This window comes from Streptomyces sp. NPDC127129 (assembly GCF_042671585.1).
Taxonomy (GTDB): Bacteria; Actinomycetota; Actinomycetes; order Streptomycetales; family Streptomycetaceae; genus Streptomyces.
This window is the reverse complement of the sequence record NZ_JBHXTV010000008.1, coordinates 269,298-283,317: the sequence shown is the minus strand read 5'-3', so window position 1 is coordinate 283,317 and position 14,020 is coordinate 269,298. Positions and strand designations below refer to the sequence as shown.

Annotated in this window: 15 protein-coding genes and 1 other RNA gene; 7 read left to right on the top strand and 9 right to left on the bottom strand. The window is 73.5% G+C overall.

Translation table 11 applies throughout. The features are described 5' to 3' along the window. Positions 1-32: 32 nt before the first annotated feature. Both ACFVGW_RS18020 and ACFVGW_RS18015 read right to left on the bottom strand, forming a co-directional pair. Positions 33-356: a nuclear transport factor 2 family protein gene (locus ACFVGW_RS18020; protein ID WP_352188265.1), complete on the bottom strand. Its 324-nt coding sequence runs from the start codon at positions 354-356 to the stop codon at positions 33-35. A gap of 63 nt (positions 357-419) precedes the next feature. Beyond that, positions 420-1,430, bottom strand: a complete 1,011-nt coding sequence (locus tag ACFVGW_RS18015; protein ID WP_385852654.1) for a hypothetical protein — start codon at positions 1,428-1,430, stop codon at positions 420-422. A gap of 44 nt (positions 1,431-1,474) precedes the next feature. On the opposite strand from ACFVGW_RS18015, the gene ACFVGW_RS18010 reads away from it, so the two are divergent. Next, on the top strand, positions 1,475-1,789 hold the full coding sequence (locus ACFVGW_RS18010) for a MazG-like family protein (protein WP_383227381.1): 315 nt from the start codon (positions 1,475-1,477) through the stop codon (positions 1,787-1,789). Between the two features lie 28 nt (positions 1,790-1,817). Here the strand turns inward: ACFVGW_RS18010 and rnpB are convergent. Continuing rightward, an RNA gene (gene rnpB, locus ACFVGW_RS18005) (RNase P RNA component class A) lies at positions 1,818-2,218 on the bottom strand. Positions 2,219-2,295: 77 nt separating this feature from the next. Here rnpB and ACFVGW_RS18000 point away from each other — a divergent pair. Continuing rightward, the gene (locus ACFVGW_RS18000; protein WP_385852653.1) at positions 2,296-3,063 is read left to right on the top strand and encodes a MerR family transcriptional regulator; all 768 of its coding nucleotides are present in this window, start codon (positions 2,296-2,298) and stop codon (positions 3,061-3,063) included. After that, positions 3,060-4,067: a hypothetical protein gene (locus tag ACFVGW_RS17995; RefSeq protein ID WP_385852652.1), complete on the top strand. Its 1,008-nt coding sequence runs from the start codon at positions 3,060-3,062 to the stop codon at positions 4,065-4,067. Before ACFVGW_RS18000 ends, ACFVGW_RS17995 begins: the two co-directional genes overlap by 4 nt. Here ACFVGW_RS17995 and ACFVGW_RS17990 read toward each other — a convergent pair. Continuing rightward, on the bottom strand, positions 4,018-5,460 hold the full coding sequence (locus ACFVGW_RS17990) for an RNB domain-containing ribonuclease (protein ID WP_385852651.1): 1,443 nt from the start codon (positions 5,458-5,460) through the stop codon (positions 4,018-4,020). The genes ACFVGW_RS17995 and ACFVGW_RS17990 overlap by 50 nt on opposite strands. Before the next feature lie 97 nt (positions 5,461-5,557). Between ACFVGW_RS17990 and yaaA the strand changes: the two genes are divergently transcribed. Both yaaA and ACFVGW_RS17980 read left to right on the top strand, forming a co-directional pair. Then, complete coding sequence (gene yaaA / locus ACFVGW_RS17985) at positions 5,558-6,322, top strand: peroxide stress protein YaaA (RefSeq protein ID WP_385852650.1); 765 nt, start codon at positions 5,558-5,560, stop codon at positions 6,320-6,322. Positions 6,323-6,419: 97 nt separating this feature from the next. Next, positions 6,420-7,052 carry a bifunctional 4-hydroxy-2-oxoglutarate aldolase/2-dehydro-3-deoxy-phosphogluconate aldolase gene (locus ACFVGW_RS17980; RefSeq protein ID WP_383294168.1) on the top strand — a complete coding sequence of 211 codons (633 nt, stop codon included), beginning with the start codon at positions 6,420-6,422 and terminating at the stop codon, positions 7,050-7,052. Between the two features lie 46 nt (positions 7,053-7,098). Here ACFVGW_RS17980 and ACFVGW_RS17975 read toward each other — a convergent pair whose 3' ends face one another. The 5 genes from ACFVGW_RS17975 to ACFVGW_RS17955 all read right to left on the bottom strand — a co-directional run bounded on the left by ACFVGW_RS17975 (position 7,099) and on the right by ACFVGW_RS17955 (position 12,292). Then, a complete protein-coding gene (locus ACFVGW_RS17975) occupies positions 7,099-7,935 on the bottom strand; it encodes a GNAT family N-acetyltransferase (protein ID WP_385852649.1) in 837 nt (278 codons plus the stop codon). Between the two features lie 92 nt (positions 7,936-8,027). Continuing rightward, a complete protein-coding gene (locus tag ACFVGW_RS17970; RefSeq protein ID WP_385852648.1) occupies positions 8,028-9,473 on the bottom strand; it encodes a bifunctional RNase H/acid phosphatase in 1,446 nt (481 codons plus the stop codon). Next, positions 9,473-10,216: a zinc ribbon domain-containing protein gene (locus ACFVGW_RS17965; protein ID WP_385852701.1), complete on the bottom strand. Its 744-nt coding sequence runs from the start codon at positions 10,214-10,216 to the stop codon at positions 9,473-9,475. Before ACFVGW_RS17965 ends, ACFVGW_RS17970 begins: the two co-directional genes overlap by 1 nt. Then, positions 10,213-11,031, bottom strand: coding sequence for a Nif3-like dinuclear metal center hexameric protein (locus ACFVGW_RS17960; RefSeq protein ID WP_352188255.1), 819 nt, complete (start codon positions 11,029-11,031; stop codon positions 10,213-10,215). Before ACFVGW_RS17960 ends, ACFVGW_RS17965 begins: the two co-directional genes overlap by 4 nt. A 220-nt stretch (positions 11,032-11,251) precedes the next feature. Further along, a complete protein-coding gene (locus ACFVGW_RS17955) occupies positions 11,252-12,292 on the bottom strand; it encodes an ABC transporter substrate-binding protein (protein WP_385852647.1) in 1,041 nt (346 codons plus the stop codon). Between the two features lie 335 nt (positions 12,293-12,627). On the opposite strand from ACFVGW_RS17955, the gene ACFVGW_RS17950 reads away from it, so the two are divergent. Together ACFVGW_RS17950 and ACFVGW_RS17945 are read left to right on the top strand one after the other, a co-directional pair. Then, positions 12,628-13,743, top strand: coding sequence for a hypothetical protein (locus ACFVGW_RS17950; protein WP_385852646.1), 1,116 nt, complete (start codon positions 12,628-12,630; stop codon positions 13,741-13,743). 35 nt (positions 13,744-13,778) lie between these two features. Next, positions 13,779-13,916 carry a hypothetical protein gene (locus ACFVGW_RS17945; RefSeq protein WP_352188321.1) on the top strand — a complete coding sequence of 46 codons (138 nt, stop codon included), beginning with the start codon at positions 13,779-13,781 and terminating at the stop codon, positions 13,914-13,916. The last annotated feature ends 104 nt before the right edge of the window (positions 13,917-14,020 follow it).

The window sequence follows — 14,020 nt, the reverse complement described above, 5'->3', positions numbered from 1 at the left end:
AGGTGCCGAGAGGCCCTGAAGGCACCCTCCGGCTACGCCTGGCCGGTCTCGAAGCGGGTGACCTTCCCGTCCTGCACCTGGAACCGCCAGGCGGTCCGCATCTCGCCCCAGGTGTCGTTGCGGTAGCGGGCGACGAGGGCGTGCCCGCCGTCCTTCTCGGACTCGATCTCCATGTGGCCGCGCGAGGAGAAGATCTCCTTGTCGGTCCACTCGTCGACGTTCCGGTCGGAGCCGTCGTCGGACATGGTGGCGCCGGGGGTGAGGACCGCGAAGAACGCGTCACGGTCGTTGGCGTTGAGGGCCGCGACGAAGGCGCGCACGGCGGGATCGGTGAGTCTGTCCACGGGAATCGTCATGGCCCTACCCGTACACCGCCCCGCCCCGAACCCCACGGACCCGGGCCGCACATGTGCCGCACCTCAGCGCACGGACTCCGCCACCTGGACGAGCAGCCCCGCGGCCTCGGTCCCGGGCAGGACGCGTTCCAGCACGAGCTCGCCGGTCATCCCGGGGAAGAACCGTCCGGCGGGCCAGCTCCGTTCGTACGGCGGCGGGTCGAGGACCACGATCCGTACGCCGCCGACGACGGGGATCTCCGAGGGGTTGCCCTCGTTCCAGATCCATTCGCCGTCGGCGCCGACGAGATTGAAGGACCCGGTGGTCGAGGTCATCCCGGGCCGGTCGCGGCACATGGCGACGGCCTGCGGGGTGGGCGCCCTGCCGGGCAGGTGTCCGCCGCCGATCAGGGCGTCGGCCAGGAGGGTGTGCAGCTGGAAGTTGTCGCCGATCCCGGAGACCCGTACGGCGAAGCCGGCGCCGGTCTTCCGGTCGAGCATGACGAGCGGCTCGTCGTCCAGCACGTCCAAGGCGTAGGCGAGGCACTTGAACGGATCCCCCGAGGCCTCCCGGACGCGCTCCACGACCGCCCGCAGCTCCGCCTTGCCGTCGGCTGCGCGCCGTACCGCCTTCACGTTGAGCATCGCGACGCAGGCCATCTCCCACTGCGGGAGCGACTCCCAGCCGACGACGGCGTCGAAGCCCACCCGCTCGACGTCGGCCTCCGTGAGGTCGTCCTCGTGGCCCGGCAGGTCACCGCCACCGGTGGCCGCCCAGCGCTCGCAGAACACCTCGGCGGTCTCGAACGCCTCACGTGCGGCGGCGAGGACGGCGGGCGCGCAGACGACCGCGTCGGCACCCCGCTCCACGCACGCGCCGATCATGACCGCGACCACGGCCCGCGGGCCCGCGGGCACCTCGGCCAGGAACGCCGCGAGCCGGGGCGCGGCCTCCCGCAACTCCTCGTCCCGGGCGCGCCCGAACGCCCGGTGCAGCCCCTCGAAGGCCCCCTCCGCCGCAGCCGCGTCCTGCGCCCGCACGGCGGCCTCGAACGCACCCACAGCGGCTTCGAGCCGCTCACGCCGGAATATCATCCGCGTACCCTGGCGACCGCGTGGAGGTGGCAGGCTTCTGGGTCATGACCGAGCCGTGGAACACCGTCGACCGCCTCGCCTCCTGGATCTCCGCGCACCACACGCTCCCGCCGGAGCAGGACGTCCTGCTGCGTGTCCTGAAGCTCTCGGAGGAGGTCGGTGAGGTCGCGGAGGCCGTGATCGGCACCATGGGGCAGAACCCGCGCAAGGGTTCCTCGCACACCTGGCAGGACGTCGAGTCCGAGCTGTGCGACGTGATCATCACCGCGATGGTGGCGCTGCGGACGCTGACCCCCGACGCCGCCGAGGTCTTCGCGGGCCACCTGCGACGGGTGGCGGAGCGCTCCCTGACGGACTGACGGCGCGGCCCGGTTCAGGGGGTGGGGGCAGACGAGCTGGGCTGTACGCCGGGTTCTGTACCCCGGGACCTCGCGGTCGTCGGGGTGACGGCCATCCATCTAGGGCCGGCGTTGCCGCCGGCCTCGTGCGGTCTACCCGCGAACTCGGGCGGGCAGCCCTCGATCGTTCGCGCAGAATCGTCCGAGGACGACCCCTCTTGACCTTGCTCCGGGTGGGGTTTACCTAGCCGCCTGAGTCACCTCAGGCGCTGGTGGTCTCTTACACCACCGTTTCACCCTTACCGAGGACCGAGGTCCCCGGCGGTCTGTTTTCTGTGGCACTGTCCCGCGGGTCACCCCGGGTGGCCGTTAGCCACCACCCTGCCCTGTGGAGCCCGGACGTTCCTCGGGAGGATCCGAGGATCCCCACGCGGCCGCCCGCCCGGCTCGTCTGCCGTGCCGACCATGCTACCCGCCGCCCGGCGCCTGCTTGACCTTGTCGCAGCGTCAGGGTTTCTACTGGCCTCATGCGAATCGGCGAGATCGCCGCGCTCGTCGGGGTCACCCCGCGGGCGGTGCGGCACTACCACCATCTCGGGCTGCTTCCCGAGCCCGTACGGCTGCCCAACGGCTACCGCGAGTACGGCATCCGGGACGCCGTCCAGCTCGCCCGGATCCGGCGGCTGACCGAGCTCGGCCTCGGGCTCGACGAGGTGCGGGACGTGCTCGCCGACGACGAGGGGCGGGAGCTGGTGGAGGTGCTCGGCGAGCTGGACGCCGACCTCGCCCGGCAGGAGGCCGTGATCCGTGAGCGGCGCGAGCGCCTCGCCGAGCTGCTCGGGGAGGCGCGGGCCGGACGGCTGACCGCCGAGGGCCCCGTCTCGCCCGAACTGGCCGAGCTGTTCGCGGGCCTGGGAGAGGTCCCGGAGTCGCCCATGGCCGTCATGGACCGCGAGATCCTCGCCCTCCTCGACACCGTCGCACCGGACGAGGAGCGGACACGGCTCCTCGCCACGATGCGCGCCATGACCACGGACCCGGAGGCCGTCGCCCGCGCCCACGACGTGTACGCCCGCCTCGACGCCCTCGCAGACACGGACCGGGACGACCCGCGCGTGGCCGAGACGGGACAGGCCCTCGCCGACCTGCTGCCGGACTCCGTCGCCGCCCAGCTCGGCGAGCAGGGTGGCGTACCGCCGGGACAGCTCGCCGAGGCCTTCTTCGGCGACTTCTCCCCCGCCCAGTCGGCCGCCGTCCTCCACGCCCTCCGGCTGGTCGCTGAGCGTGCCCCGTGACCGCCCTGATCCGGCTCCTGCGCGGCGTCGCGTACACCGCCCTGCCCGCCGAGCTCGTCCTCGCGGTCTGTCTCGTCGCCGGTGTGCGGATACCGATGCCCGTCCTCGCCGCCGCCGAGGCCCTCACCGTTCTGTTCGCCCTCGCCGGTCTCGTGGCGTACGCCGGCCTCCGGCGTCGCGGGCTCTCCACGCGGCAGGCCCTGCGCGAACTGGTACCCGTACCCGTGCTCCGGCTCATCGGGCACGAGCTGCGGCTGCTGGCGAGCCTCGGCCTGTGGGTGGCCCGGCACCGGGCCGGCGTGCGCCCCGGGGACCAGGTGTTCCCGCACGCCCGCGACCAGGCCGCCCTGATGTACGGCTTCGCGTTCGTCTGCCTCGTCGAGACCGTCGGCATGTCGTACCTGCTCGCCGACCGGCCCGTCGCCCACGCGATCGTGCTGGTCCTGGACGTGTACTCGGGGATCCTGTTCGTCCTCGGGATCCACGCGGCCTCCGTGACCCGGCCGCACATCCTCACCGCCGACACGCTCCGCCTCCGGCAGGCCGCGCACATCGACCTGCACATCCCGCTCGGCCTGATCGCCGCCGTCCGGCACGAGCTGCGGTTCACCCATGAGAAGACGGAAGGGGAGCTGAACCTCGCCGTCGCCTCGCAGACCTCCGTCACCATCGAGCTGACCGAGCCGGTCGACGCACCCCGGTTCCTGGGCGGCCCCCGGGCCGTGCGGATCGTGCGCTGCCACGCGGACGACGCCCGCGCCTTCTACCGGGCCCTCACCCGCGCGGTCCCGGCGGGGGCGGCCACGGCGCAGGACGACGCGACGCAGGCCGGCACGGCGCACGTCGGCACGGCGCAGGCGGTCCCGGCGCAGGACGACGTGAGGGCGCAGGGCACGGCTCCCGGCACGGTGCCGGTCACGGCGCCCGGCACGGTGCCGGTGACCGCGCAGACGCTCACGCCGGGGCGAACCGCACCTTCGCCGACAGCGGGTCCGCCTGCGTGAGCCGGACCCGCAGCCACTCCCCCAGCGGCAGCGGCGCGGTGCCCCCCTCGATCCGGGCGACGACCGCGGGGTCGTCGAGGTGGACGGTCCCGACGGCCGGTTCGTGCTCCCTCACATCGATCACGTACGCGTCGAAGGTCTCGCCGATCCGCCCGGCGAGCAGCGCCGCCTCGACGATGTCGACGGCCTCGCGCTCGATGGTGTTGGCGCGCCGCGAGCCGGTCGCCATCTCGTCGGGGAGGGTGGGAAGCGCGGCCCGTACCCACTCCGGCGGCTCCTCGCCCGCGACGGCCGCGAGGCACAGCTCGCCCGCGTACCGGTCGACCAGCCGGCGCAGCGGCGCGGTGCAGTGGGTGTACTCGTCGGCCACGGCGGCGTGGACGGCGGGCGTCGGGATGCCGCCGTCGGTGAAGACGCTGTAGCCCGCGCCGCGGAGCAGGGTCGTGCACTCCTGCAGGAAGGCGGCGTGGCGGGGGTTGGTGGGGTCGGTGTGACGGACGACGTCCGCGTACGAGACGTGGTGCGGCCAGTCGACGCCCAGTGCGTGCGCGGAGCGGCGCAGCCGGGCGACCTCGCCGACGGGCGCGGTGGGGAGCGTCCGCAGGATCCCGGTGCCGGCGGCGGTCATCAGGTCGGCGGCGGCCATGCCGGTCAGGAGCGAGATCTGGGCGTTCCAGCCGTCGGCGGGCAGCGGGGCGCGGTAGGCCAGGGCGTATGTGTGGTCCTGCGCGACGATCTCCTGCTCGGGCACGTTGAGGGAGATCCCGCCGCGTTCCGCCTCGAGGGCCTCACGGAGCCTGCCGACGACCTCGAGCAGGGCGAGCGGTTCCTCGGCGGTGCCGGCGTCGATCTGCGCCTGCACGCCGGCGTAGTCGAGTCTGGCGCGGCTGCGGACGAGAGCGCGGCGCACATCGGTGGCGACCCGGCGGCCCTCGGCGTCGAGGTCGATCCGCCACAGCAGCGCGGGGCGCGGTTGGCCGGGCAGCAGGCTCGCGGCGCCCTCGGAGAGGACGGCGGGGTGGAGAGGGACCTTGCCGTCGGGGAAGTAGAGGGTGAGGACCCGGCGGTGGGCCTCGGCGTCGAGCGCGGAACCGGGGGCGACGAAGGCGGCCACGTCGGCGATCGCGTAGTGCACGCGGTAGCCGCCGTCGGCGCGGCGGGCCAGGTGCATGGCCTGGTCGAGGTCGGTGGAGGCCGGCGGGTCGATCGTGAAGAACGGGATGTCGGTGGCGTCGTGGCCGGGGAGGCGGGGCGCCTTGGCCACCACCTCCGCCTCGGCGAGGACGTCCGGTGGGAACGCGTCGGGGATCGCCGGCTCGGTACGGAGTGCGCGCAGCGCGGCCCGCAGCGGAGCCTCGGCTGCGCCGGTCACGTGGATGTGGCGGCGGGGCATGGACCGAGCGTATGGCGGGGGGCGGGGCCCGGCACTTTGTACGCTGAACGCTCTGGGGCCGCACCCCCAGCCCCTGAACGTACGAAGGAGAACCACCGTGCTCGTGCTGTTGCCGCCGTCGGAGGGTAAGGCCGCGTCGGGGCGCGGGGCGCCGCTCAAGCCGGAGTCCCTGTCGCTGCCGGGCCTGGCCGGGGCACGGGCGGCTGTCCTGGACGAGCTGGTCGAGCTGTGCGCCGCCGACGAGGAGAAGGCGCGCGAGGTGCTCGGGCTGAGCGAGGGGCTGCGCGGCGAGATCGCCAAGAACGTGGAGCTGCGCACGGCGGGCGCCCGGCCGGCCGGCGAGATCTACACCGGGGTGCTGTACGACGCTCTGGGCCTGGCCACGCTGGACGCGGCGGCGCGGAAGCGGGCGCGGGCGTCGCTCCTGGTGTTCTCGGGGCTGTGGGGCGCGGTGCGGGTGGACGACCGGATTCCGTCGTACCGCTGCTCGATGGGTGTGAAGCTGCCGGGGCTCGGGGCGCTCGGCACGCACTGGCGGGGCGCCATGGCGACGGTCATGCCGGAGGCGGCGGGGGACGGCCTCGTCCTGGACCTGCGGTCCTCGGCGTACACGTCGGCGTGGCGGCCGAAGGGCGAGGTGGCGGCACGGACGGCGACGGTCCGGGTGCTGCACGCGCCGACACGGAAGGTGGTCAGCCACTTCAACAAGGCGACCAAGGGACGGATCGTGCGCAGCCTGCTGGAGGCGGGCGCGGCGCCGAAGGACCCGGCGGAGCTGGTGAAGGCGCTGCGGGACCTGAAGTACGTGGTGGAGGAGGGAAAGGCGGGGGTGCTGGACGTGCTGGTGGACGAGATCCACTAGGGGCGACGCGGAGGCCGTGACGGGGGTCGAACCCGAGCCGTTGCGCTCTGCGCAACGGTCGTTGCGCAGGTTGTCGCGCACGGGCAGGATGGCGTCCATGACCTCCGCGCTGCCCTCCGTCCTCGACCTCGCCCCCGTCGTCCCGGTGGTGGTGATCGAGGACGCCGCCGACGCCGTACCGCTGGCCCGTGCCCTGGTCGCCGGTGGCCTGCCGGCGATCGAGGTGACCCTGCGGACCCCCGCGGCGCTGGACGCGGTCCGCGCGATCGCGGCCGAGGTCCCGGACGCCGTCGTCGGCGCGGGCACCGTCATCTCCCCGGCCGGCGTCGCGGACGCGGTCGGCGCGGGGGCGCGCTTCCTGGTGAGCCCCGGCTGGACGGAGAGCCTGCTGGACGCGATGCGGTCCTCGGGCGTGCCGTTCCTGCCGGGCGTCTCGACCACCTCGGAGGTCGTGGCGCTCCTGGAGCGCGGGGTGCGCGAGATGAAGTTCTTCCCGGCGGAGGCGGCGGGCGGCGTCCCGTACCTGAAGTCGCTCTCCGGCCCGCTCCCCCAGGCCCGGTTCTGCCCGACCGGCGGCATCTCCCCGGGCTCGGCACCGACGTACCTGTCGCTTCCCAACGTGGGGTGTGTCGGCGGTACGTGGATGCTGCCCGCCGACGCCCTCGCCGCCCGCGACTGGGCGCGCGTGGAGTCCCTGGCACGCGAGGCGGCGCAGCTGCGGGCGCGCTGACGGGGCGGAGCTGCGGGGGCGCTGACGGGGCTTCAGGATCCTGGGCTCACGAGATCGTCAGGCCCACGTGGTCGATGACGGGGCGGTACCCGAGCCGCCGGTACAGCGCGTTGCTCGTGGGGTTGGCGACGTCGGTGAAGAGCAGCACCTGCTCGGCGCCCTCGTCCAGGGCCGTCCGGCTGACCGCGGTGGTGACGGCGGCGGCGTATCCCCGGCCGCGACGGCCGGCGGGCGTGAACACGGCTGAGATCCGGGCCTGGCCCGCGACGACCGGCGTGACGCCCGCCATCGACACCGGTCCGGCGTCGTCGGTCTCCCAGAGGTGGAGCCTGCCCTCGGCGACCCGGGGCTCGACGTTCGGGGTGAAGTCGACGTCGTCGTCCTCGCCGATGTCACGGGCGTAGTGCCGCATCCACTCCACCGCGAGCGGGATGTCCGCGACGCCCGCCCTCCGCGCCCGGCCCGGCGGCGCGGGGTGCGGTGGCGTGAGGTCGCCGAGCCGGTGGAGCCTCATCCGGCGCGTGGTCGTCCAGGACCGGCCGGACCCCCGGCACAGCTCACCGGCGAACGCCTCCGCCGTCTCCTCCTCGCCGCGCACGGTCCTCACCTCGGCCACTTCCGGGAGGACATGCGCCAGAGCCCGGGCAGCCACGTCCGGCATCGGGCCGAGGGCCGGCTCGTCGCGCAGCGTGAGAAGAAAGGCGCCGGTGACCCGGCCGCCGTCCGGCTCGGTCCACCAGCCGTACCGCGCGGAAGCGTGGGGCCGCCTGCGGGCGCCCTCGCTGATGGTGAGCAGCATGGTGGCGCGCGCGGGGTCGGCGGCGAAGTAGCCGGCGGCCTCGGCCCGGAAGGCGTCGGCGTCCTCGGTGATGTGCCATGTCATGGCGACGATGCTGCTACGGACGCGGGTGCGGGGCCACGGAATTCCGCGGCCCCGCACCTCTCGGTCCGGTCAGGTCGCCCCGGGCGCTTCGGTCACCTCAGGTGCGAGGTGTCGTTCAGGAGCCGTACGGAGGCGTTGCCGTCCGCGTAGTACGCCACGGCCGACAGCGAGGCCGCCGAGAGCTCCATCCGGAACAGCGACTCCGGCGGGGCACCGAGGGCCAGCCGCACCAGCGTCTTCACGGGCGTGACGTGCGTGACGAGGAGAACGGTCCGGCCCGCGTACGCGGTGGTGAGCCGGTCCCGGGTCGCCGAGACGCGCCGCGCGACGGTCGCGAAGCTCTCGCCGCCGCCGGTCGGGGCGGCCTTGGGCGAGGCGAGCCAGGCATCCAGGTCGTCGGCGTACCGCTCCCGCACCTCGGCGAAGGTCAGTCCTTCCCAGGCGCCGAAGTCGGTCTCGCGCAAGCCGTCCTCGATCCGTACGTCGAGTCCGAGCCGGGCGGCCACGGCCTCGGCCGTCTGCCGGCACCGCTTGAGCGGCGAGCTGACGATGTCCTGGACCGTCCCGCGCGCGGCGAGCGCCGCGGCGACGGCGTCGGCCTGACGCAGCCCGGCGGCGGACAGTTCCGGGTCGGAGCCCCCGCTCCCGGAGAACCGCTTCTCGGGCGTGAGTGCGGTCTCGCCGTGCCGGAGCAGGACGAACGTGGCCGGCGCTCCCATGTCGGGCGCCCCCCATCCGGGCGCGGCCGGTGCGGGCTCGTGGCCGCGGACACCGGCCTCGGCCTCGAAGTCGCCGCTCGCGGCGGACTCGCGCTCGGCCGTGGCGGCCGCCGCGAGGGAGGCGCGCGCCTGTGCCGCGATCGCCTCGTCGGCGGCGAACAGACCGTCGGCCGCCGGGGCACCCGCGCCGGAGGAGCCCGTACGCGTGCCGGAGGACGCACCCGTGCCGGAGCCCGCACGCGCACCGGAGGACGTACCCGTACCCGTGCCTGCGAGTGCCGCCCTCGCGCGGGCCGCGCCCGCCGTCGCGTCGCCGGGAGGGCCCGAGGGCGCCGCCGACGCGCTGCGCGCCGCCGAGGCGTCCAGGGCCGCCGAGGACGCGGAAGGCTCCCACTGCCTGCCGCGCTTGCCCGCGTCCATCGCCTCGTTCGCGAGCCGGTCCGCGTGCTTGTTCTTCTCGCGCGGGATCCACTCGTAACGGACCTGGCTCGCGGGGAAGACCCGGGCCGCCTCGGCCGCGAGCGGCTTCATGTCCGGGTGCTTGATCTTCCAGCGGCCGGACATCTGCTCGACGACCAGCTTGGAGTCCATCCGGACGTGTACCGCGGCGTCGGGGAACAGCTCACGCGCCGCCTTGAGCCCGGCCACCAGGCCCTTGTACTCGGCGACGTTGTTCGTGGCGACCCCGATGTACTCGGCGCGCTCCGCGAGCGTCTCGCCGGTCACCGGGTCCAGGACGACCGCGCCGTATCCGGCGGGCCCCGGGTTCCCCCGGGAGCCCCCGTCGGCCTCGACGACGACTTCCCTGACGGCCGTCATTACAGGCCGGACTCCGACGTGCGAACCAGGATCCGACGGCAGTTCTCGCACCGTACGACCGTGTCCGCGGCGGCGGCCCGGACCTCGTTCAGCTCGGTGATGTTCAGCTCGATGTGGCAGCCCTCGCACTTGCGCTGGTACAGCCGCGCCGCGCCCACGCCGCCCTGCTGCTCGCGCAGCTTCTCGTAGAGCTTCAGCAGGTCGGCGGGGACGGAACCGGCCACGAGCTCGCGCTCCTTGCCGACCGACGCCGCCTCGGTGTCCAGCTCGCCCTGCGCCGCGTCGCGGCGGGCGGTCGCGTCGTCGGCCTTGGCCTGGACGGCGGAGGACCGCTCGGTCAGCTCGGCGACCCGCTCGGTCGCCGACTCACGGCGCTCCATGACCTCGAGGACGATGTCCTCCAGGTCGCCCTGGCGCTTGGCGAGCGAGGTGATCTCGCGCTGGAGGTTCTCCAGGTCCTTCGGGGAGGAGACCGCTCCGGAGTCCAGGCGCTGTTGGTCCCGCGCGGCGCGCTGGCGGACCTGGTCGACGTCCTGCTCGGCCTTGGTCTGCTCGCGGGCGCAGTCGCTCTCCTCGGTCTGCGCGGCGACGAGCAGGTCGCGCAGCTGCGTGAGGTCCTTGTTCAGCGACTCGATCTCGGCGTGCTCGGGCAGCGACCTGCGCTTGTGGGCGAGCTGCTGGAGACGGACGTCCAGGGCCTGGACGTCGAGGAGTCGGATCTGGTCGGCGGGCGCGGCGTTCAGTTGGGGGCTCCAGGGGAGGTGTGATGGGAGGACCAGGGGTCGGTGACCGTCTTCGAGACGTGGACACGCAGGTCCCAGCCGTGGCGGTCGGAAATCTCGTCGAGCTGGGCGGCGGCCTGCTCGCACCAGGGCCATTCGGTGGCCCAGTGCGCGGCGTCGACCAGGCCGATCGGCGCGTGCTGGGTGGCCTCGGACACCGGGTGGTGGCGCAGGTCGGCGGTGAGGAAGGCGTCCACGCCCGCGGCCCGTACGGCGTCGAAGAGGCTGTCGCCCGAACCGCCGCTGACCGCGACCCGGCGGACGGTCATCCCCGGGTCTCCGGCGACCCGGATGCCCTGCGCGGTGGCGGGGAGCCGCTTGGCGGCACGGGCCGCGAACTCGCCCAGCGTCTCGGGGTGGTCCAGCTCGCAGATCCGGCCGAGGTTGTTCTCGGGGACCAGGGGGCCGGTGATCCGCAGGTCGAGGGCGCCTGCGAGGGCGTCCGAGACTCCGGGGTCGGCGGTGTCGGCGTTGGTGTGCGCCACGTGCAGGGCGATGTCGTGCTTGATCAGCGTGTGCACGACGCGGCCCTTGAAGTGCGAGGCCGCGACCGTCGTCGTACCCCGCAGATAGAGGGGGTGGTGGGTGACGATCAGATCGGCCCCGAGCGCGATCGCCTCGTCGGCGATCTCCTGGACGGGGTCGACCGCGAAGAGGACGCGGGTGACCTCGGCGTCGGGGTCGCCGCAGACCGTGCCGACGGCGTCCCACTGCTCCGCCCGCTCGGGCGGCCAGAGAGCGTCGAGCGCGGCGATGACTTCAGACAGACGGGGCACGGAGGCAAGGCTACCTGGCCTGCGTGCCGCGCCGTCCTGCCTGTGGACAACCACGACGGGCCACCGCGCCCCGTCGTCGCGCGTTCGCGCCGTCGGGCGTTCGCGCCGTCGGGCGTTCCCGTCGTCGCGTCGTCGCGTCGTCGCGTCCGCGTGCGTTTGCGCGTTCGGGTCGTCGCCTGCGCGAGAGGTCGCGTCCTCGCATCCGCGCGAGGTCGCGTCGCTACTTCTTGACGAGGTCGGCGCGCAGGTCGTCGAGGACGCTGTTCGCCGCCGTCACGCCGAGGCCCAGGTACCAGGTCTCGTCCGGGACGTCCTTGGCTCGGCCGGCCTTGACCGCCGTCAGGTTCTTCCACAGCGGGTTGGCCTGGGCCGTGTCGCGCCTGGTGGCCTTCGGGTCGCCGTACACACCGGTGAAGATCCAGTCGGCGTCGGCCTGGTCGATCTTCTCCGGGCTGATCTCGGCGGCGAGGTCGTCGATCCGCTGGTTCGCGGGCCGGGGCAGGCCCGCGTCCTCGAGGATGGTGCCGATGAAGGACGCCTTGGCGTAGAGGCGGATCTTGCCCGGGAGGTAACGGACCATCGAGACGGACGGCTTGTCCGGGCCGATGTCCGTGCCCAGCTGCTTCGCCCTGGTCTCGTACGCGGCGAGCTTCGCCTTCGCGTCGGCGGTCCTGTCCAGGGCCGCGGCGTTCAGGAGGTAGTTCTCCTTCCAGGTGAAGCCGGGGCGGATGGAGAAGACGGTGGGGGCGATCTTCGACAGCTCGTCGTACTTGTCCGCGGCGCGAAGCTGGCTGCCGAGGATCAGGTCGGGCTCCAGGTTGGCGATCGCCTCGAGGTTGAGGTTGTTGATGGTGCCGACGGACTTGGAGGCTCCGGCGTCCTTCTTCAGATACGTGGGGATGCCATCGTCCCCTTCGGAAGGGGCGTATCCGACGGGCTTGATGCCGAGCGAGACGACGTTGTCGAGCTCGCCGACGTCGAGGACGACGACCCGCTTCGGGGCGGCGGTGATCTCGGTCGTGCCGAGCGCGTGGGTGAGGGTGCGCGGGAACTGGCCGGGCCGGGCGTCCGTACCCATGGCCGCGGTCTTGGCGGCCGCGTCGCCGAAGTCCTTGCCGCCCGTGGCGACGTCCTTCTTGGCGGCGCCCTCCTTCTTCCCGGAGGCGGCGCCCGAGGTGTCGTCACCGTTTCCGCAGGCCGCGAGGGAGAGAGCGGCGGCGAGTGCGACGGCGGCGGCGGTGCCGCGACGGCGGAGGGACATGGGGCTTCTCCTGTACGGGTACGGGGACGGCGGCTCGGACCCGCGGTGGAACCGGCGCGCGAGCGACGGGTGAACCGGTCCACGGCCGGCTCTCGGGCCGGTCCCGGACAGCGACGCGACCGGTCCGGGAGCTGCGCGGAACGGGCCCCACAGCCGGAGTCCCAGGCTCCACTTAGGATCGCCTTACCTTATGCACCACTCATCTCTCCAGCACAACCGGCCCCCTGCCCTCAGCAGAATCGATTCACGGCCACCCTTATGTGTGAAGTGACCGGGCTCGTGTTGTTCGGCAGGAAGTGCGAAAACTAGCTTCGGTGGCCGGAGGTGACGAGTCGATGACAGCCTGTGCCATCGAGGAGACGACGAACGGCGGCGGCGCGGTGCGGCCGGCGCGGTTCACGATCACGGCGAACGGGGCGTACGCGGCGCGGCTCGCCGGCACGGGGGACGCCCTGTACGCGGAGCGCTGGACGCTCGACGGACCGGAGCCGTACGCCGTACCGCTGCCGCTCGACCAGCCCGAGGAGTCCCACACCCAGCTGCTTCCGCTCGCGGACGGACGGGTGTTGATCGGCCGCCGCGTGGACGGCCGCCGCCACACGTTCTCCCTGCTCTACCCGACGGGCCCCGGGACGGGCCAACTGTCCCTGGGCGCCGTCGAGTCCGACGAACTGGTCCTTCTGCCGCCCTCCCCGGACGGCATCTGCGGGTACGCCATGTGCGTCGGCGCGGACACCACCACGATCTGGCTGGTGGCGGGCGGGGCGTTCGGCCCCGAGCAGGTCGCGGAGGTCAAGGGCCGCTGCACGGGCGGCGTCTGGCTGGACCGTACGGGGCGGATGCTCGCCCTCGACCGCAGCCTCGACGACGGACCGGTGAAGGCGGTGGCGGTCGACCTGGAGCGCGGGGGCGAGGTGACGCCGCTGCTCCAGATCACCGAGGAGAGCAACGACCGGCTGCTGACGGCCGATCCGGACAGCGGACTGCTCCTCATCCGCTCCGACGCCCCCTCCCCCGGTCACGAGCGGCTCGGCTGGGGCGTGCTCGGCAGTCTGCTGCCGGTCCGGTTCCCCGAGTGCCTGCGGCTCGACGACGCGGCGGTGACCCCCTTCGCGGTACAGCCGGGACAGGTGCTGGTGCCGGAGAGCTGCGCGGTCGCGCTGCGGATCGACGCGGCGGCAGGGAGCTGGGTGGGGATGTGGCGCCCCGCGGAGCGCCGGATGCACCAGCTTGCGGCTCCGGTGGGCTGGCTGGCAGGGTCGGGGGTGTGGACCGCGGAGGGCGTGCTGAGGCTTCCGTACACGACCTCCGAGACGCCCTGCGGAATCGTCGGTCTGGACGTCCCGCCGGACCCGGAGCCGGCCGAGGTCACGATCGGCGTCGAGCCGCAGGTATGCCGCCCGGTCCCGCTCCAGCAGGCACCCCTCGCAGACCGTAAGGCCGCTGGTTAGACTCTCGGCCGCACGACAACAGCAATCATTACGGGGTGAGTTCCACCATGTCGGAAGCGCGTACGGACGGCACGGAGCCGCAGGGCTCCGGAAAGCACCGGGGCGAGGCGGCGCCGTCGGAGGACTCCACGTCCTCCCCTCACGGCCGCCACCGCCGCGACGGCGAGCATTAGCCGACGCGGAGCAGTCATCAAGGAGCGGTACACGCAGAGCAGCACAGGCGGGTACACGCGAAGCGGTGAGCGCGGAGCAGTCATCGCTGCCACGCCGAACAGCC

Bases quoted from the DNA above. Each gene is read 5' to 3' on its own strand.
- ACFVGW_RS18020 (WP_352188265.1), bottom strand. From the start codon at position 356: ATGACGATTCCCGTGGACAGACTCACCGATCCCGCCGTGCGCGCCTTC.
- ACFVGW_RS18015 (WP_385852654.1), bottom strand. From the start codon at position 1,430: ATGATATTCCGGCGTGAGCGGCTCGAAGCCGCTGTGGGTGCGTTCGAG.
- ACFVGW_RS18010 (WP_383227381.1), top strand. From the start codon at position 1,475: ATGACCGAGCCGTGGAACACCGTCGACCGCCTCGCCTCCTGGATCTCC.
- ACFVGW_RS18000 (WP_385852653.1), top strand. From the start codon at position 2,296: ATGCGAATCGGCGAGATCGCCGCGCTCGTCGGGGTCACCCCGCGGGCG.
- ACFVGW_RS17990 (WP_385852651.1), bottom strand. From the start codon at position 5,460: ATGCCCCGCCGCCACATCCACGTGACCGGCGCAGCCGAGGCTCCGCTG.
- ACFVGW_RS17980 (WP_383294168.1), top strand. From the start codon at position 6,420: ATGACCTCCGCGCTGCCCTCCGTCCTCGACCTCGCCCCCGTCGTCCCG.
- ACFVGW_RS17975 (WP_385852649.1), bottom strand. From the start codon at position 7,935: ATGACATGGCACATCACCGAGGACGCCGACGCCTTCCGGGCCGAGGCC.
- ACFVGW_RS17970 (WP_385852648.1), bottom strand. From the start codon at position 9,473: ATGACGGCCGTCAGGGAAGTCGTCGTCGAGGCCGACGGGGGCTCCCGG.
- ACFVGW_RS17955 (WP_385852647.1), bottom strand. From the start codon at position 12,292: ATGTCCCTCCGCCGTCGCGGCACCGCCGCCGCCGTCGCACTCGCCGCC.
- ACFVGW_RS17950 (WP_385852646.1), top strand. From the start codon at position 12,628: ATGACAGCCTGTGCCATCGAGGAGACGACGAACGGCGGCGGCGCGGTG.